19 protein-coding genes and 1 pseudogene are annotated in these 16423 nt (G+C 57.9%); 3 read left to right on the top strand and 17 right to left on the bottom strand.

Annotation, left to right across the window (positions count from 1 at the left end):
• Positions 1–22: 22 nt before the first annotated feature.
• The 17 genes and pseudogenes from BV034_RS22520 to BV034_RS22430 all read right to left on the bottom strand — a co-directional run bounded on the left by BV034_RS22520 (position 23) and on the right by BV034_RS22430 (position 14440).
• Entirely contained in the window at positions 23–520 is a 498-nt protein-coding gene (locus BV034_RS22520; RefSeq protein ID WP_265593341.1) for a hypothetical protein, read from the bottom strand.
• Between the two features lie 186 nt (positions 521–706).
• Complete coding sequence (locus BV034_RS22515) at positions 707–1279, bottom strand: DUF3592 domain-containing protein (RefSeq protein ID WP_265593340.1); 573 nt, start codon at positions 1277–1279, stop codon at positions 707–709.
• 362 nt (positions 1280–1641) lie between these two features.
• Complete coding sequence (locus tag BV034_RS22510) at positions 1642–2067, bottom strand: hypothetical protein (protein ID WP_050029222.1); 426 nt, start codon at positions 2065–2067, stop codon at positions 1642–1644.
• Positions 2068–2121: 54 nt separating this feature from the next.
• On the bottom strand, positions 2122–2505 hold the full coding sequence (locus BV034_RS22505) for a GatB/YqeY domain-containing protein (RefSeq protein ID WP_050029221.1): 384 nt from the start codon (positions 2503–2505) through the stop codon (positions 2122–2124).
• A gap of 201 nt (positions 2506–2706) precedes the next feature.
• A complete protein-coding gene (locus BV034_RS22500) occupies positions 2707–3030 on the bottom strand; it encodes a hypothetical protein (RefSeq protein ID WP_265593339.1) in 324 nt (107 codons plus the stop codon).
• Positions 3031–3158: 128 nt separating this feature from the next.
• A pseudogene (locus BV034_RS36335) lies at positions 3159–3311 on the bottom strand (transposase); the annotation flags it as partial.
• A 441-nt stretch (positions 3312–3752) separates the two neighbouring features.
• On the bottom strand, positions 3753–4106 hold the full coding sequence (locus BV034_RS22495) for a DUF2200 domain-containing protein (protein ID WP_050029219.1): 354 nt from the start codon (positions 4104–4106) through the stop codon (positions 3753–3755).
• Positions 4107–4794: 688 nt separating this feature from the next.
• Entirely contained in the window at positions 4795–5280 is a 486-nt protein-coding gene (locus BV034_RS22485; protein WP_050029217.1) for a hypothetical protein, read from the bottom strand.
• Positions 5281–5892: 612 nt separating this feature from the next.
• Positions 5893–6294, bottom strand: a complete 402-nt coding sequence (locus BV034_RS22475; RefSeq protein ID WP_050029215.1) for a hypothetical protein — start codon at positions 6292–6294, stop codon at positions 5893–5895.
• Between the two features lie 621 nt (positions 6295–6915).
• Positions 6916–7320: a VOC family protein gene (locus tag BV034_RS22465; protein ID WP_050029213.1), complete on the bottom strand. Its 405-nt coding sequence runs from the start codon at positions 7318–7320 to the stop codon at positions 6916–6918.
• Between the two features lie 293 nt (positions 7321–7613).
• Positions 7614–8873, bottom strand: coding sequence for a beta-ketoacyl-[acyl-carrier-protein] synthase family protein (locus BV034_RS22460; protein WP_265593338.1), 1260 nt, complete (start codon positions 8871–8873; stop codon positions 7614–7616).
• 9 nt (positions 8874–8882) lie between these two features.
• Positions 8883–9404, bottom strand: coding sequence for a GtrA family protein (locus BV034_RS22455; RefSeq protein WP_265593337.1), 522 nt, complete (start codon positions 9402–9404; stop codon positions 8883–8885).
• A gap of 68 nt (positions 9405–9472) precedes the next feature.
• Complete coding sequence (locus BV034_RS22450; RefSeq protein ID WP_050029210.1) at positions 9473–10390, bottom strand: TIM barrel protein; 918 nt, start codon at positions 10388–10390, stop codon at positions 9473–9475.
• A 139-nt stretch (positions 10391–10529) separates the two neighbouring features.
• Positions 10530–11795, bottom strand: a complete 1266-nt coding sequence (gene murA / locus BV034_RS22445) for a UDP-N-acetylglucosamine 1-carboxyvinyltransferase (RefSeq protein ID WP_050029209.1) — start codon at positions 11793–11795, stop codon at positions 10530–10532.
• A 24-nt stretch (positions 11796–11819) separates the two neighbouring features.
• The gene (gene prmC / locus BV034_RS22440) at positions 11820–12743 is read right to left on the bottom strand and encodes a peptide chain release factor N(5)-glutamine methyltransferase (RefSeq protein WP_050029208.1); all 924 of its coding nucleotides are present in this window, start codon (positions 12741–12743) and stop codon (positions 11820–11822) included.
• A 133-nt stretch (positions 12744–12876) separates the two neighbouring features.
• Complete coding sequence (locus tag BV034_RS22435) at positions 12877–13233, bottom strand: cyclic nucleotide-binding domain-containing protein (protein ID WP_050029207.1); 357 nt, start codon at positions 13231–13233, stop codon at positions 12877–12879.
• A gap of 142 nt (positions 13234–13375) precedes the next feature.
• The gene (locus BV034_RS22430; RefSeq protein ID WP_050029206.1) at positions 13376–14440 is read right to left on the bottom strand and encodes a hypothetical protein; all 1065 of its coding nucleotides are present in this window, start codon (positions 14438–14440) and stop codon (positions 13376–13378) included.
• 71 nt (positions 14441–14511) lie between these two features.
• On the opposite strand from BV034_RS22430, the gene BV034_RS22425 reads away from it, so the two are divergent.
• The 3 genes from BV034_RS22425 to BV034_RS22415 all read left to right on the top strand — a co-directional run bounded on the left by BV034_RS22425 (position 14512) and on the right by BV034_RS22415 (position 16333).
• Entirely contained in the window at positions 14512–15222 is a 711-nt protein-coding gene (locus BV034_RS22425) for a hypothetical protein (RefSeq protein ID WP_050029205.1), read from the top strand.
• Positions 15223–15348: 126 nt separating this feature from the next.
• The gene (locus BV034_RS22420) at positions 15349–15648 is read left to right on the top strand and encodes a DUF971 domain-containing protein (protein WP_050029265.1); all 300 of its coding nucleotides are present in this window, start codon (positions 15349–15351) and stop codon (positions 15646–15648) included.
• A gap of 25 nt (positions 15649–15673) precedes the next feature.
• Positions 15674–16333, top strand: a complete 660-nt coding sequence (locus BV034_RS22415) for a hypothetical protein (RefSeq protein ID WP_265593336.1) — start codon at positions 15674–15676, stop codon at positions 16331–16333.
• Positions 16334–16423 lie beyond the last annotated feature (90 nt).

The raw sequence follows: 16423 nt of genomic DNA, 5'->3' as shown, positions 1-16423 counted from the left end.
GCAATTCAACGATTCAAGCCTGTCACCGTCGTCCGCCGCCAATCAGATTTCCGTTCCGGGAGACCTCAACAAATGATCCGTCATCGAAGCTGACCGTCCACCGAGACTCCGACCAAGTTGCCTGGGGTGTGGACTGTGGCGCACGGCCGGTACGGGTGAGTTGACTGGTGGCGATCTGGACCGCTTGTTCACTGCCAATCCAGCCAAACACTCCGTAGAGAAGCAGGATCGAAGCGATCGCTGAGGTGCCGTAAACCCCGGCCCTGCTAAGGCGCTGAAAACTGCGCATGGCCGGAAGACGCGGCACAAAGTGAATGACCAACGCCTGAATCATCCATAGACCTGCTGTCACAGGCAAAAGCCAAATCCAGCCGAAAAAAATGCCGACTGTGTATGCCAGGCCGTTGTCGGGAGGACCGAGCCAAAAGGAAAAATTCATGATCAGCCAACTGGCAGCGAGTGTCAAAATCCAGACATGCTTCCACTTGAATCCTGGAAAAGCGAATCGTGCGAACACCAAGCCAAAGGGCACCACGGGTGCGATGAGGAGAATGCCTTCTTCGGGTGTCATAGATTTAGTTTTCTGGCTGGGAACATCGAATTGTCCTGCGGATGGGCGGAGTCGAAACAGGGAGCAGTAGCGCGGTTCGGACTATGGAAGGAAAGTCTGCCTCAGAGGGAGAGCAGATGATTTGTTCTCCCTGCTTCATGGGGGCCCAATGAGGCGGACATAGTCATGGTCACCGTATCTGATCAGCCACATCATGGCCCCGAATGCCAGTCCTGCTCCGAGAAAAATCAATCCAAAGAGCAGCGGCAAAAAACCAGTGCTGATAAAACCTGTGGCCAGATAGGACTGCGACGGGGAGGTCGGGCGATAGTAAACTTTCACGACAGATCTTGGCGCAAGTCGTCGGTGAAGCTGTTCGTGAGAGTCTTGATGCCAGTCGCTCACGTAGGTGGGGTGGATTCGGGTCCCTGTGAAATCCTCTCCTCCCACCGAATACTGATAGGTGACCTTCACTTCATAGCGCATGGCCCCCTTGCGTCCACGTTTGCTCTCGATTGACGAATCGAGGATGTGCCCAGAGGTCGTTGACCAGGATGAACTGAACAGTGCATCGAGCTGACCTCGAAGAGCGCGAAAAGACACCCATCCGCCAATAATCACAAAAACCAGAGGCAGGGCGAAAAAGACAATGGGCACTTTCTGTGTCATGGCTGGATCGTCAAAAAGGGTGAGTTCGCAGATTCTCTGCAATGCCAAGAGAAAAATCAACTCCGCGAGGACCGCAGAACTTAGAACCTGTTTGGATAAAAATGGTGGGTGTGTTGCGAGGCATTTTGAGTCTGGACAAGGCGCGAAGAGGGCGTGAATCGAGATTCACAACCGATGAGCAACGCCGTCCAGGCTCAAAAGGACCGCAACCCGGTGGGGGCAGTTCTCAGGCCCGGCGAAGCCGCTCTTATCTCATTTCCTTAATTGAACCTGCCTCCATCCAAACAGGTTCTTAGGGTAGGACGATCAATGAGTATGAAAACGAGCAGGCGGGAACTCTAAGTTGATGTTGTAGAGATGACACATGAGGCCGGAAAGAGGTCGTTGGGGGCAGAGGGGCGGCATTTCCCGGAGTTCATTGTCTAGCGCAAGGCATTGAAGATTCTCAGCAGGTGAGAGACCTGCTCGATGACGGTTGGCGGAGGAGGTGGCGGGGGTAATTCCTGGAGGGTCACCACCATAGGGTATTTGCATTCGAGCGGGCTACGGCTTGCGTAGTACTTCTTGTCTCCTTTGCTTGCTGATATTCTCATGGTCTCCCATCCTCGTCCGTAGGCACGCTTCCGGGGAATGTGGACCGTACCGTTCTTGCCATGAATGATCGTTGGGTGGTACTCGTAAATCGGGTCGTAGTCGAGCGTGACAGAAGGGGTCTGCGCGGGAGCACCGTCCGGGAGGATTACTATGACGCGGTGGCGGTGCCAATCGTATGTCAGCCACGCACCAATGGCGACCGCGGCAGAGATCAGTACTGCTGACCACTTCTTGAGAGGATGTGACAAGTGCATGGCGGGTGGATGTTTTTACCTCACTAAGTCTCTTCTTCATCCTCCTGCGTCGGGTCAACGACTGCGGTTGTCTTGCTCAGCCTTGAGCGCCTCCAACACATCGACCTGCAAAGTCAGTTTCGTGGCTTCCTCCGGTCGGCCAAGCTTTGCGTATTCATCGGCAGCCTCCCGGCGCTCACGAATTTCGTGATCAATGATCGCTGTTACGGCAGTCTGGCTGAGTTCCAAACGTGGGGCTTCGCTTGCGCGAAGACCGTCCGCGCTTCCGGCAATGACCCCATCAGTGTACACCGCAGAACTGGTTGCTGGTGGTGCCTCGGCATTTTCGAGGGCGGCCAGAGTCTCGCGCAGGACCGCAATGACGTGATGCTGCCGGGCTCCGAGGGCCTCCCGAAGTTTGATGCGGAGCAACGCTTTCCACTCTTCGACCGTCTTCATGGTGGCAATGTAGCTTCTGCGAGAGCGGCGGGTCAAATTGAAGATTTTAGAGTGGGAATTGCGGTGCGTTCTACGATAGCGAGATTGGTCCCCAATTCTAAGGGCACACCCTCGGGTGCCACAGCGTCATGACTCTTCGTGATCTAGTGATGACGCTGGAGACCGTTTGTTGTCCCGCGGGATTTCGCAGAATGGGCCTGTCTAATTCTCGATCGAGTAGTACTGAATGGTCCGCAGAGCATCGTTTTCATGAAAAGAAGCGCCCCGTTTCCATTGTCCATTTTTGCCCTTTTCAGAATACTCGTTGTCCGAAATTTTGAAGTCAGAAAGACCGGTGCGGCGCACAAAGTCTAGAAAGTCGCCTCTGCTGCCTGCAAAGCTCAGGCTATAGCTGTGGTCACCCAAAAATGTGTAGAGCGACATCTTCTCCTCGTAGAAGCCAACCCAGCCCATCGCTTGCGAGGGAGACGGATGAAATACGGCCTTCGCTACGTTCAGGCATGGGAGAGTACTGAGACCGATCAAGAACCACAAAAACCGACTCTGGAGTATTCGCTTTAGAAACCTCTTCATAGGCAATAGGTAACTTGTAGTAGATGATGCCGCAATTCATTGGCGGTGCTCAAAATGGGGCCGATTCATCAGGTTCTTCGTTAGTTTCCGTGGGATTTTGACAAGGCTGGAAGCATGTCGAGCCCGCCGAGGAAGAACAGAATGCGTATGCGATAATTGTCGAAGTTGCGAAAGCCCCGTGCCGATGCCTTGAGCAGTTGAATGCGGCTGTTGAGCCAAAGCCGCAGAGAGTTGAGTCGCCATAGTTCTCCACATCGAGCAGTAGCTGCATCAGGGGGCGATGCTGGACCTCTTTGAGCTCAGCAACTTTTGCTCCAGTATGGAGTTTTGGCTCCACTTGCCCTTTTTTCTCCAAATTCCAGTAACTAAGGGTATCAATCCCTTCATCAGTCGGACAACGAACCAAACGGACACGCTTGGCAGCCGCCAGTAGTTTTGCGATGTCTGTTCGGTCAAAGATGTCATCCGCGCTTTCCTCATCGTCCCGAGGAGTGATGCCTATCGTTCGCCACTCTCGGATGGAATGGAAGCCGCCATCGTCTTCGGCTTGCGAGTTGCATGTGAAGATGATGAAGAGCAGCGCGACTAGAGATGCAGAGAATTTCACGAGAAAATGGGTTTGCCTGGGGTGGTTGTGGACGATGGATGGTTCGACTTGACCGCGAGGATGGCGATTAAACCCGCAAGATCTTCTCCATCGGTTTGCCCTTCGCCAGTTCGTCCACCAGCTTGTCCAGATAGCGGATCTCCCGCATCGTGGGCTCTTCGACGTCTTCCACCCGGACACCGCAAACCACGCCCTTGATCAGAGCGCGTGAGGGATTCATCCCGGGCGCCTCATTGAAGAACGTTTCAAAGTCCTTCCGGGCTTCCAGCAGTGCGTCTAGCTCTTGCTGGCTATAACCAGTCAGCCAAAGAATGATGGCATCAACTTCGTGCTTGGTCCGTCCCTTCTTTTCCGCTTTGGCGACGTAGAGGGGATAGACGCTCGCGAAACTGGTCGTGTAGATGCGATGCTTGGTGGTCATGTGAGTGTCTGACGCTTGCGGTTGGTCATTCTGTGAATGTCGAGTCGGAGGGGCCTGAAAGTACCAGTTCGGAACCCCAATACCTGCGGGTATGGAGTTTGCGCTGGCCATTTGATCCCACTATGTCGATCATGTAGTACAGTCGATGAAACTTGAAGTGCCATTGACGATGGGAAATCCATCCGATACGAGGCGTGCCAATCTTCGTGTGCACATAGTCGTCCAGATTGAACTGTGGAACTGGTACCCAGATCACTTTACCAGGATACACGGGGTATTCTTGCCCGATATTGTTTCGGACCACCACTAGCGAACCCTCCTTGCGAACGCACTGGTACAGATTCTCCCCGTGCGTTGCACGCTTCGAATAGCGCTCTGCGTCACGCAGGGGCATCAAGATTGATGGGGCATTGCCAAAGCAGACCCAGCTGCCTACCGGATCTGCAGGGGTGCAGATCGAGGGGGCAAGGTGGTCAGGCTCCTGAGCTCCAAGTGACACGGAGGAACCGGATTGCTGGGAGTCTAGGATGTTGCGAAGCCAGTTCAACATGGGTGGGATGACTATAGAGCTCAATCAACCACGGGATTGGCAGACTATCCCGATGGTCTGAAGTTTGACGCGATATATGCGTGGTGTCCAGGCTGCGCTGGGTGTTCAACATTGGCTCCTGTTGTCGGCATTGACTTGCTAGCCTTCGTTCTTGGCGTGAGCGGGGGATCTATCTTTGGTCTTGTCCAGATTATCTTCATCCGCTTGTTGGGGCTCCTGATATTCGTAGCCAGGAGGTGCGAATGCCTGTTTGATTCGGGCAACGATCTCACTCTGCCGGCCTCGTGTCCACTCTGGGAGCGTCTCCCATTGTGTGCGAGATGGAAAGTAGATGACATGACGGGCCTTGCCGCAGAGCATCTCTCCATCTATTGGGATTCGTTCCCAGCGGCCTCGGATCATCTCTTCGTAGTACATTTGATCTCTGCCTTTGTGGCCTACTCGCCATCCCCGTTCTAGATCACGGCGTCTCGAAAAATAGCCGAAAGACAACGCGATGATAAATAACCCGCAGATCGTCGATAGAACCAGGACCGGGGAGAGGTCCCATGTAATCTTTACGCATATCGCAATCATCCAAAGAACAAGGAAGGGCACTGCTACGTATATGATGATGGCTTTCATTCTCTGGGTTGCTAATTTCTTGGTAAGGACGTTCAAGCTGCGCCGCCCCCTCGGGCGGAGAGGGCGTGGTGACAGTGTGGCTAGTTGACGTTGCGGGATGTATGCACAGATGGGCAGGGCCTGCGATTGGCACCAGCTTAGACCAACGGCCCATCATGCTTGGCAATTTGATCTGCGGATGCAAACCAGGGAGCATGCTCCGCCCAGTAGATGTTCGCCTGAGGCTTCATGCCCGGATCCGAGTCTAATGTTCCGCTTGGCACGACCCAGAACTGGCGGTTGCGGCTCAACTTGGGCACGGGCGAGCCACAGTTCTTGCAAAAGCACCTCGGGAACCCCGGGTTCTCTTTGGTATCCACAAACATCTCGATGAGGTCTTCGCCCTGGGTCCATTTCACTGAACCTTCGGGGAATGCCAGGTTCGCGGCATGTATTGAGCCACTCGACTTTTGGCATGAACGACAGTGGCAATAGAGAAACTTGAGAGGGGTTCCTGTTACCTCGAAGGCTACCTTGCCGCATAAACAAGATCCTGTGATTGGCAGCAGCGCTTTGTGGGTCCTCAATGGTTCCTGGTGTGTGCTCATCGGATGTCGGTGAGTTCTACGGTGTCTAGCAAATCCAAAAGCCTCCAACAAGGATGTATCCGATCGTGGCGGGAAGATCGAGCAAGAATGACCAAGCTGTGCCAGCTGCCGCCACACGAAGCGCCCGCGGTCGGTTGGTCAGCTTTCGGTCGTAAAAGATGATCACCAACAGCAGCCACTCAATCATCCGTATCGGTATGAGGCCGAGCATGAACGTCAGACTCTGGAAAGAAGAAGTGGCCCAGTTGAAGTAGGGGTATCCGAACGCAATCCCTATCAGCGTTCGTGAGAGGCCAATCGGAAACCATAGTGTTTTGGTTTTCCCGTACTGCTTGGACGTCACGTAGGCCGCAATGCAATACCCAGCAAGTTTGATGGCTGCAAAGGCAATACCGCCTAGTTCTGGGTTGTCGACTCCTGCGGGCATTGAAATGACTCCTTGTCGTGAGTTGGTGATAGATGGTGGTTGCCTCTGGCGCCTTGTTCGTCCCCCTAAGGTCTTGTGCGTTGTATCGGGGGGACGATCTTAGCGTAGATCAGAGTCTTGCGGGTCGGCGGCGAATAGATGTCCGAGGCGACTAAGGCCACTGCAGCCCCGTCCGCAGTGATTTTGGGAGCCGAGGTGCGCAGTCCTGACTCATCGAGGGAGAAGTAGACCATCTGAGCTTCCCTGTCTTCTGGTGAAACGACAATCGTCCAATGGCCATCGGCGACGTCACGAAGGTATGCGATTCCAGAATCATCCGTCTGAACCTTAAAACGGTTGGGCCGTGCGATGGAGCCAAAAACAACCGTTTGGAAGGTGGCCCTGACGGGGGTGTGAGTGAGTGGCAATCTGGAGTGGGCATCTACAGCGCGTATCGTTACGAGGGTGCTTCCGGAATGCTGGCACGATGACAAACACGATGTCCCTATCAGGGAGAGCAGGAAGTAAAACTTTTTGCTCATGGTCCAAGGGCGAGAGATTTCTTTTCTTGGGGGCATCTTGTCCATTTTTATCCAAACCGGTGCTGAGGTTTTGCTGCGATAGGTCAACAACTACGATGCTCTACGCTTGGGGGTGTTGCCAGCTCTTGTAGGCCGCCTCAAGACTGTAACCATCGGGATCAAACACGTTCGCAGCGTAGTAGCGGGGATCGTAGTACAAGCGAGCGCCAGGTTTGCCGTTGTCGGTGGCGCCCGCGGCCATTGCCGCATTGTAGAAGGCGTCTACCTCGGCCTGACTCTTGGCGACAAAACCGACGTGCGCAGCCTTGGCGTCTGCTTCGCCCTGCCTGAGCCAGAAGAAGACGCGACCATCCCGTCCGAAGCCCTTAAGATCGGGGTGGCCGGGTGGGCCATCCTTGCCGTCGTAGTCGATCACATGCTCGATGCCGAGCGGATTGAGCGCCGCTTCGTAAAAGGCAATGGATCGATCGATATCCCTGACCGTTATGAAGACGTGGTCGAGCATAGGTCCTTGTTTTTGTTGATGGATTGTAAGACGTTGTGGTGACGTCTGTCGATAGGGGCGTTGCAGATACTCAGGTGCGCATGCCAATGGACGTCGCTGGCATCCCATCCGGGATGCAATTACCCTTTTTGATCATCCGGAGGTGTCAGTCGCTCTGCTCCTTCAACCTCCGGCATCGGATGGCATGACGGGAGAGCGATCTGATCATCCGAAACAATATTTCTACTTCCCAGTGGAGAGATGCCCCCCCTCGCACATGCGGTTTGTAGATAGCTTGCCGAACAGACCAGAAACTACACCTTCGCCACGACCAAGCTCGAATCCACGCCGCCAAAGCCGAATGAGTTCAACAGCGCGGCTTTCACCTCCGCCTCGCGCCCATGATTGGGCACGTAGTCCAGGGAGGCGCAGTTGGTCTTTTCGAAATGGAGGGTAGGGGGGAGCCAGCCGTTTTCCATCCCCAGGAGGGTGATGGCACACTCCATGGCCCCGGCAGCGCCGAGGGCGTGGCCAGTGTAGGGCTTGGTGCCAGAGGTGGGGGGCGCATCCGGACCGAAGAGGGCAGCGATCTGGGCAGCCTCATTCACGTCATTCTGCGGCGTGCTGCTGGCGTGGGCGCTAACGTAGGCGATGTCGGACGCATTGATTCGTGCGTCATCCAGCGCCATCTGCATGGTGCGGTAAAGCGGCTCACCATCCGGACGGGGGATGGTCATGTGGTGCGCCTCACTGGTGAGGCTGAAGCCCACCAGCTCGGCGTAGATCCTGGCACCACGGCGGGTGGCGTGCTCATAGCTCTCGACCACGAAGCAGGCGGCGCCTTCGCCCATGACAAAGCCGTCGCGGTCCACATCGAAGGGGCGGCAGGCGTGGGCGATAGGATCGCCCTGCCAGCGGCTCATGGTGTGGATGAGATCAAATGCCGTAAACGTCAGCGGGCTAAGCGGGGCCTCGGAAGCGCCTGCGATGATGACATCCGCATGGCCTTCGCGAATCAGCCGCAAAGCATCGCCCAGAGCCACATTGCCGCTGGCGCAGCTGTTGGAGTGGGTGGTAGCCGGGCCTTGCAGGCCAAAGTGGATGGAAATGTTGCTGTGCGTGGAGCCGCCGTAGATCTGGAGGGCCAGAGCCCGGGGCACGCTCTTGATGCCCTCGGTGAGAAACTTGGCGTGATGGCGTTCGGCATCGGCGATGCCGCCCAAGGCGCTGCCAAAGCTCACGCCGATGCGAGGATGCTTGGAGCCGGGGGCGAGATCCAAACCGGCATCTTCAATGGCGAGCTTCGTGCCCACCATGGCGAACTGGGTGCAGCGGTCCCAGCGTTTGGCCTCGTGGGAGGGAAACCACTGGCTGACGTCGAAGTCCGGCATTTCCGCTGCGCACTGCGCCTTGTTGGCGCTGACATCGAAGCATCGGACACGAGCGATGGGGCTCTTCTCTGCCAGCAGGCCCTGCCAGAAGGCGACCTTGCCCGTGCCGATGGGCGTGACGGGGCCGATGCCGGTGATGACCGCGCGGCGGTGGTCGGGATAGCGGGGGATGTCTCGGCTCACGGCCACGGATCAGCCTTTGAAGATCACAAACTTGCGCATGGCGTAGTTCACCATGAAGGAGGTGAAGACAAACGCGAGCTGCGCCACGGAACTGGGCACCTGATAGCGCCCGACGAGGAAGTCAATTACCCACAAGCCGGGGAAGAAGCCGCAGGCGGCTACGCCGAAAAAGAGCGCCATCTCCTTGAGCTTGCTGTGTCGCCCAGGGGTGAAGACAAACAGGATGTTTGTGAAATAGGCCGCCACCGCGCCAAAGGGGAAGGCGAGGCTGTTGTTCAGCAGCAGGTTGTGCTTGCGCACCTCTTCTGTGAGCGCCACGCCGTCCACCACCATGCCCTTTAGGGCTGGGAAGGCGGTGAAGGAAAGGACTGCGACCAGGCCCTGATGGATGACGGTGGCGATGACTCCGCAGGTGGCGTACACCATGAACTGGACGAAGGGGGGGACGTCACGATTCCGTACCCGGGTCAGAATGGTTTTCAGATCATTCTTGAGCAAGAACGTAAACGTCTCAGAGAGGGCGGAAGTCATGTGGCGGCAGGGGATGTAGCCCAATCCAGCGTGGCAGCAAGGGAATGCGGAGGCCCGAGTCTGAACTTTCACTCACCGAAGCGGGATTTCCACTCCACCAGGCGCTCCTGTACGTGGGCGCGGCGTTGGCCGGGGCTGAGCTCCCAGACCAGGGGGGTGCCCTTGGGCACGAGGGGAAGGAGCGTGTCGAAATCCACTCCGCCCCCTGTGAAGGGAATGCGGTGATCCCGGGCGGGCCACTCCACATCGTGCACATGGCAGCCCAGCAAACGGGGGGCAATTTCCCCGAGAAGCTCGGCGTGGTTCAAAAGGCCCAGGTTGGCCTTGCGCTGGACGTGGCCGAAGTCATGCCAGAAGCCGATCCACGAGCAGTCCCTGTAGTGGTTCAGCAGATCCAGCATCTCAGGCTCGTTTGGCACCTGCTCGAAATGACTGCGCGTCTCGACTCCCAGGACGATTTGATATTGCTCGCACTTGGGTAGCAGTTCATCCAACGCGGCGCGGGCCAGGTCGAGATAGGGTTGGGAGAGCTTGGTCCGCTTCTCCACGAACTCCAGTTTCAGTGCCGTGTACTCACGGGAGTAAATTTTTCCTGCCAGGGTCAGAGCTTCCAGTTTGGTGGTGTAGCTCTTCATGGGCACGCTGCCCAGATGGAGCACCACCCGGCGGGCTCCGAGTCGGGCCGCCATCTCCAGGGTCGCCTCCGTAAGGTTCAATGCCCGGAAACGCTCCGACTCCCGGTGGGAGGTGAACTCAAACGCATCGGGGGCGTCCATCATCACCTCCACCGGTGGCGGGCAGAAGTTGTGCACGCTGGAGACCTGGATGACCTTCTGCTCCACTGCCTGGAGCAGGCCAGGCAGGTGGGATACCTTCAGCCCATGGCTGACTTCGATGTGATCGAAGCCCAGCATCCGGGCCTCCATGGCAAGCTGCATGCCCTCCTCATGGCGGTGGCTGTTCCAGCAAGTGGAGAGGGAAAGCATGGGGGAGGGTTAAAAGTTAAGAGTGAGAAGTGAAAAGTCTAGAAAAGGGGGCTGATTCAGAGGCCTGATGAACAGCGCAGGCCTCGTACGCGGAGGTCATGTCATCACTCATGAAACATCTAACGCTTAACCACTTGCGCTACTCCTTCACGCGCTCAGTGACTGCACCGAGCATGCTGAGCTTCTCATCCAGGTGCTCGTAGCCGCGGTCAATGTGATAGAGGCGGTGGATCTCTGTGGTGCCTTTGGCGGCGAGACCGGCGAGCACGAGGGCGGCGGAGGCGCGCAGGTCGCTGGCCATGACCGGGGCGCCGCTGAGGGTTTCCACGCCCGTGATGCGGGCGGTGTCGCCGTCGAGCTCGATGTTGGCACCCATGCGCTTCAGCTCAGACACATGCATGAAGCGCTGGGGGAAGATGGTTTCCTTGATGCTGCTCAGGCCGGGGATCAGGCAGGCCAGGGCGCAGAACTGGGCCTGCATGTCCGTGGGGAAGCCGGGGTACACTCTCGTGGTGAGGTGGAAGCCCTTGGGTGCGCCGCTACCGGGCATGATGGTCACACTGTCCTTTGTGGAGGTCACCTCGTACCCTGAGGCCAGGAGGGTGTCGGTCACATTCTTCAGGTGGGCGGGGACGACCCGCTTCACCATCACGCCGTCACCAAAGATGGCGCCGGCAACGAGGAAAGTACCCGCCTCGATACGGTCTGGAATGACGGTGTGCTCCGCACCATGCAGCTCTTTGACGCCTTCGACGACGATCCGCGTGCTGCCCGCGCCTTCGATCTTGGCCCCCATCTTGATCAGAAAGTTGGCAAGGTCTTCCACCTCGGGTTCTGCGGCTGCCCCTTCGATGATGGTCGTGCCCTTGGTGAGCACGGCGGCCATGAGCACGTTGTCCGTGCCCAGCACGGTGGAGCCAAATTTGCCCAGGAGGTTCATGGTACAACCCTTGAGCGGCTTCTTGGCCTCAATGTGGATGTTGCCCCCGTCCATCTGCACCTTGGCCCCCAGATACTCCAAGCCCTTCAGGTGGAGGTCCACTGGGCGGTCGCCGATGACGCAGCCCCCTGGCATGGAGACGACGGCCTTGCGCAGGCGACCCGTGAGCGGGCCCATCACGCAGATGGAGGCGCGCATCTTCCGCACCAGGTCATAGGGCGTGTCGGGGATGATCTTCTCCGCCTTGACGTTCACCGTGCCGCTGGCGCGCTCCACTTCCGCCCCCAGGGCGCGGAGAATCTGTAGCATGTAGTTCGTATCGCTCAAGTCAGGCACCTGGCGGATCACGCAATCGTCCTTGGTCAGCAGCGTGGCCGCCAGGATGGGGAGGGAGGAGTTCTTGGAGCCGCTGATGAGGACCTTGCCGCGCAGACGGTTGCCGCCGTGAACGATGAGCTTTTCCATGAGAGAGGAGTTAGGGGAGAGGGGTCAGGGTGAAATAGAGGGAGAGTCATCCACGCTCCTTGCGTCATCCGGTGAGGCCGGTGGAGCGGGAGGCAGGGGAGGGCGGCGGGCAAAGACGAACCGGGGAATGCCTGCGAGATCCTCGGCCGACTGGATGGCCTGAAATCCGAGTTTCTGCAAGCGTTCGCTGACGGCAGATGCTTGATCGTAGTGGAGCTCCAAGGCCAGCAGGCCGTTCTCCGTGAGGTGCTCTGGAGCCGTTTCCAGCAGTCGGTCCACGATGATCAGCCCGTTCGCGCCACCATCGAGCGCCAGGTTGGGATCATGCGCCACCTCACGACTGATCTCCTTGAGTTCGGCCGTGGGGATGTACGGGAGATTGGCCACGATCAGGTCAAACTGACCGTCGGCATGCTCCAACAGGTCGCTGCGCACCAGACGCACCTTTTGTCCATTGAGACCGAGTCGTCCGGCGTTCATGCGGGCCAACTCCAGAGCATCTTCAGAGATGTCCACCAGCAGCACCTCTGCGGCTGGCCAGGCCTTGGCCAGGGAAAGGCCGATGCATCCAGAACCGGTGCCCACGTCCAGAAGGCGGGCAGGCGGTGCCCCTTTTGGGAACCATTTATCCACCAGCAGATGCACGAGGTGTTCCGTCTCGGGCCGGGGGACGAGCGCACGGTGATCGCAGACAAATTCACTGTCGTGAAATTCCACTGTGCCCAGCAGGTGTTGCAGAGGTTCGCCCTCGCCGCGTCGCTTCAGCAGCACGCGCAGTGGCTGAAGTTCCGGTTCGTTGAGCGTTTGATCAAACCTGAGATAAAGATCCAGCCGACGACAGCCCAGTACATGGGCCAGGAGGTGCTCCATGTTCAGTCGCGCATCTTCCACCCCGCGTTTGGCGAGGTAGTCCGCGCCAGATTGCAGGGTCTCCAGAAGCAGCTTCATGAACTGCGTTCCGTAGCAGGGAATGGAAGGCTGTAAAAGTTTTCAGTTTCAAGTTTTCAGTTTTCAGTTGGAGATCAAAGCCTCGCTGGTGGAGGGTGCAGCGGAAAACTTGAAACTTGAAGCTGAAAACTTCCTAGCCCCCCTCATCCACGCTGCGGAGGCGGCGGCTCAGGCCGCGCATGACGTGGATGGCGAAGTTCGGCACCTCATGCACCATGAACTCAAACCGCTTCTCGTTGATGGGGATGAGCTCGCAGTCCACGCTGGCGGTGGCTGTGGCGGTGCGGGGGCCGTTCTCGATAATAGCCATCTCGCCAAAGAAACCATCCGCCTTCACCACCTCCACCAGGCGGCCCTTCACCTTCAGCTCCACCTCTCCCTCTTTGACGACGTACAGGGAGTCCCCATCCTCACCCTCAGAAAAAATGACCGTGCCAGCGGGAAACGAAACAGGTGGGGTGTCGGCTTCAAAAATGTTGGGTAGTCTCATGGAGGTGTCAGGAGGAAGGGCTGGGAGTCGGCTCGTGCCAATGCCATAACCAGTAAAACAGCGATTTCAAAAGCTGCCAGAACGGGTTGATGGCAAAAATGCTCCCGGCTTCCACCGCAAGAATCGGGCCTTTGTGAAAGGGTCAGTGGAGATGGGCGCTGGTTTTTTCGCCCAACTGCTTGCCCAGCATGTGCTCGATGTGCCGCTCGACGATGTCTCCCATACTGAGGCAGTCGTCGAAGATCCCGGTGCCGTGATACTCCCCGAGTTCCGTCTTGAGCTGCACCACTTTGGGCGGCGGCTCTGCGGGATGGTGCTTCATGGCACGGAAGAGGGATCGGAGGCGTGACTTCTCTGAGAGGTACCGTCGGGCAATGAGGCTGCGCTCCTCCTGCTGGTACTGCTGCATGGTGGCGTAGTTCAGATACTTTGTGCAGAGCTTCACCACGGGGAGGTTCTCCTTGTAGAACTGGGGCAGGTACACGCTTTTGGCCCCCTCGTAGCTCTGCTGGTCGAAATCGATGGCCCGAACGCGGTACTGGGTCTCCTCAAAGTCGGGCGTCATGTCCACCACGTAGTTGTAGCTGCGCATGTCCCCCAGCAGGCGGATGAAGCAGCGCTCGCTGAATTTCACGAACTCCTTGGCGATACGGACGCGGTTCACGTCGGAGCGCTCGAAGTACTCGCTGATGAAGACATCCCCTGGCACCCCGGCGATGTGCTCTTCGATCAGGGTGTCCTCATGCACGAGGTAGTTGATTCGGTTGGGGGAGAGGAGGTGCTCCAGTTCCAGCCCGTACACGCGGGAGGCGTCCGCCACCTTGATGTAGAAGTGATCGTAGTTGTCGTTATACTCGTTGACCACGCGGATGCGGAAGGGCTTGCTGTTGCCGAAACCGCAAAAATCCACCCGCTCCACGTAGAGGTGGGGCACCGCTTTCAGGTCGCCCGTCTTGAGAAGGGAGTAGATGCTGGTGAGGCGTGGCCAAAGGTCTTTCAGCTGGGATCGCTCATACACCACGGTGTCCCAGAGGGTGCTGCGCCCCTCCTTGTCCATCAGCGGGTAGGCGCTCATGAAGCTCTGGAGGTCTCGGTAGAGCGCGGGAAGCGCCGCGAGGCGCCCATAATGCCGGAGGTAAGTGCGGAGTTCATCACTGATGGTGATGAACTCTTTGCGCCGCGTAATGGTGGGTGCTTCGTCCGGCATGGTAAAATTTAGGAGAATCTAGCCTCAAAGAGTCTTGTCAGCACGCGACAAACCTGCCATTAAATGCCGCCGTGAATTTTTGGCAGCTAATTCCGTGCCTCCTCGCCGCCTCCAGTCTCGCACTGGCGGAGGACGAATTGCCGTTGCCGGTGTTCGGTCCGCTGCCCGAGCGGGCGCCTGAGGTCCAGAGCCAGGGGCTGCTCAGCCCTACGGCCGTCATCAAGCCGCCCACTAGTGGCCCTATTCTGGTGACTCCGGACATGTCCCGGCCGACGGTGGTGATCAAACCACCGACCGGGGATGCTCCCGTGGCCGTGGCTCCGGTGAAGGAGGGAAAAGAAATTCTCCCTCATGTCACGATTGGTGGCGTGTACACCCCAGGCAAAACTCCTCGTGAGCTGGCCCAGGCAGAAGTTGAACGTCGCAATCAGGAGAAGGCCATCCGCCAGCAGATCGCGGAGGCCCATGTGAATGGCAGTACCACCCAGCTTCGTCAGGTGATCGTCATGAGCGGTCCCGTGGATACGGCAGTGGGCCGTTCGCCCACGCCACCTAGCGGCGGCATACAGGGGACGAAGGTGACCTTGATTGGCATCGCGGGCAACGACGCGGTCATCAAGAACCTTGAGCCATTCTTTGGCACGCCGGTCACTCCTGACAGTGAGAAGCGTCTGATCGAGGCCGTGAAGACCGAGATCGCTGGGAAGGGCATGGAGGTCCGGATTGCCGGATGGTGGCCCCAGGAAGGCGTGATGGCCGTGAGCGTGGTGCCTAAAGGCTAAGCAAGCCAGTAGTCTGGGGATTCGGCGATCCCGTAAACCAGTCGAGGAATGTAATCCGAAGGAGGCTCGATGGATGACATCGAGACTATTGGTTGCTCAGTGGCGGGCTTGTTGAATGTTCGGCGCATGATTCGCCCGCTCAACATCGCCGCTATTGGAAACGAGATCGCCATCGCCTGGGAGGACGGCAAGGAGAGCTTCCTCCCCATGGAGAAGCTGCGCGCGGCCTCGCCCAGTGCGGAGAATATTGGCGAGCGGGATTTGCTGGGGAAGCTCTACGGCGGCACCGACCAGAAGGAGTACCCCGGCGTGACTGTCACCGGGTGGAAGTCCGTCGGCGGTTATGCGTTGTTATTTGAGTTCAGCGACGGGCATTGCACCGGGATCTACCCGTTTGACTACCTTCGTCGTTTGGCCGACGAATGATGGAACAGGAAAAAAGGAGATGCCCATGCCGCAAGTTGTTGATGTGCCCCCCGTGCTCAGTCACCGCCTCGTCGGCAAGGCGCAGGGGGCGGGGCTGGGATGCTCGCTCATCGCCGCCATTGTCTTGCTGGGGTTGGGGAGCTCGATTCTCTTTTACGGCTCCACCGGGGCGGACAAAAGGTGGCTGGCCTGGCTGGTCGGCGGCGGCATGTGTTTCTTGGGCACGCTTTTCATCTGGTCATGGATCACCCAGCTCTTCGCGGCCGGGACGACGGCCACATTGGTAGAGGTCTCTGAGCTGCCGGTGCGACCAGGCACCTCATTCAAGGTGGCGCTGATTCAGCCCGGTCCTGCCACTCTCCGCTCCGTGAAGGTGAGGGTGATCTGCCGGGAGATCACCAGCCGGGTCGTGACCAAGCACATGGGCAAGGGACGGACTGCCCGCCGCGAACGCTTGGAGAATGAGAAAATTCGCCATGAGCAGGTGCTGGCAGAAGCCAGAGAACTTCGGGTCATGGCCGGCGATACCTGGCAGCAGACCTATGATGTCGCCCTTCCGGCAGGCCTGCCCGGTTCGGGGCTGATGAAAACACCCCAAGTCCGCTGGACGGTGGAACTCACCGGCAAGCTCCAAGGGCTGGGCCGGTTTTATCGTGTGCATGAGTTGGATGTGGCAGAAGGTTGACGCATTTGGCGACCTTTTCCGGGCGCAGCGGCATGTCTTGTGCTTGGTTGGGAGACAAGACCTTGGAAACGAAGCCTGCCTCAACACTGA

This window comes from Verrucomicrobium sp. BvORR034, from assembly GCF_000739635.1.
In the GTDB taxonomy this organism is placed as follows: domain Bacteria; phylum Verrucomicrobiota; class Verrucomicrobiia; order Verrucomicrobiales; family Verrucomicrobiaceae; genus Verrucomicrobium.
The sequence above is the reverse complement of the archived record's forward strand: the minus strand, read 5'-3'. Positions and strand labels throughout refer to the sequence as shown.

Bases quoted from the DNA above. Each gene is read 5' to 3' on its own strand.
- BV034_RS22510 (WP_050029222.1), bottom strand. From the start codon at position 2,067: ATGCACTTGTCACATCCTCTCAAGAAGTGGTCAGCAGTACTGATCTCT.
- BV034_RS22505 (WP_050029221.1), bottom strand. From the start codon at position 2,505: ATGAAGACGGTCGAAGAGTGGAAAGCGTTGCTCCGCATCAAACTTCGG.
- BV034_RS22495 (WP_050029219.1), bottom strand. From the start codon at position 4,106: ATGACCACCAAGCATCGCATCTACACGACCAGTTTCGCGAGCGTCTAT.
- BV034_RS22485 (WP_050029217.1), bottom strand. From the start codon at position 5,280: ATGAAAGCCATCATCATATACGTAGCAGTGCCCTTCCTTGTTCTTTGG.
- BV034_RS22475 (WP_050029215.1), bottom strand. From the start codon at position 6,294: ATGCCCGCAGGAGTCGACAACCCAGAACTAGGCGGTATTGCCTTTGCA.
- BV034_RS22465 (WP_050029213.1), bottom strand. From the start codon at position 7,320: ATGCTCGACCACGTCTTCATAACGGTCAGGGATATCGATCGATCCATT.
- BV034_RS22455 (WP_265593337.1), bottom strand. From the start codon at position 9,404: ATGACTTCCGCCCTCTCTGAGACGTTTACGTTCTTGCTCAAGAATGAT.
- BV034_RS22450 (WP_050029210.1), bottom strand. From the start codon at position 10,390: ATGCTTTCCCTCTCCACTTGCTGGAACAGCCACCGCCATGAGGAGGGC.
- murA (WP_050029209.1), bottom strand. From the start codon at position 11,795: ATGGAAAAGCTCATCGTTCACGGCGGCAACCGTCTGCGCGGCAAGGTC.
- prmC (WP_050029208.1), bottom strand. From the start codon at position 12,743: ATGAAGCTGCTTCTGGAGACCCTGCAATCTGGCGCGGACTACCTCGCC.
- BV034_RS22435 (WP_050029207.1), bottom strand. From the start codon at position 13,233: ATGAGACTACCCAACATTTTTGAAGCCGACACCCCACCTGTTTCGTTT.
- BV034_RS22430 (WP_050029206.1), bottom strand. From the start codon at position 14,440: ATGCCGGACGAAGCACCCACCATTACGCGGCGCAAAGAGTTCATCACC.
- BV034_RS22420 (WP_050029265.1), top strand. From the start codon at position 15,349: ATGATTCGCCCGCTCAACATCGCCGCTATTGGAAACGAGATCGCCATC.
- BV034_RS22415 (WP_265593336.1), top strand. From the start codon at position 15,674: ATGCCGCAAGTTGTTGATGTGCCCCCCGTGCTCAGTCACCGCCTCGTC.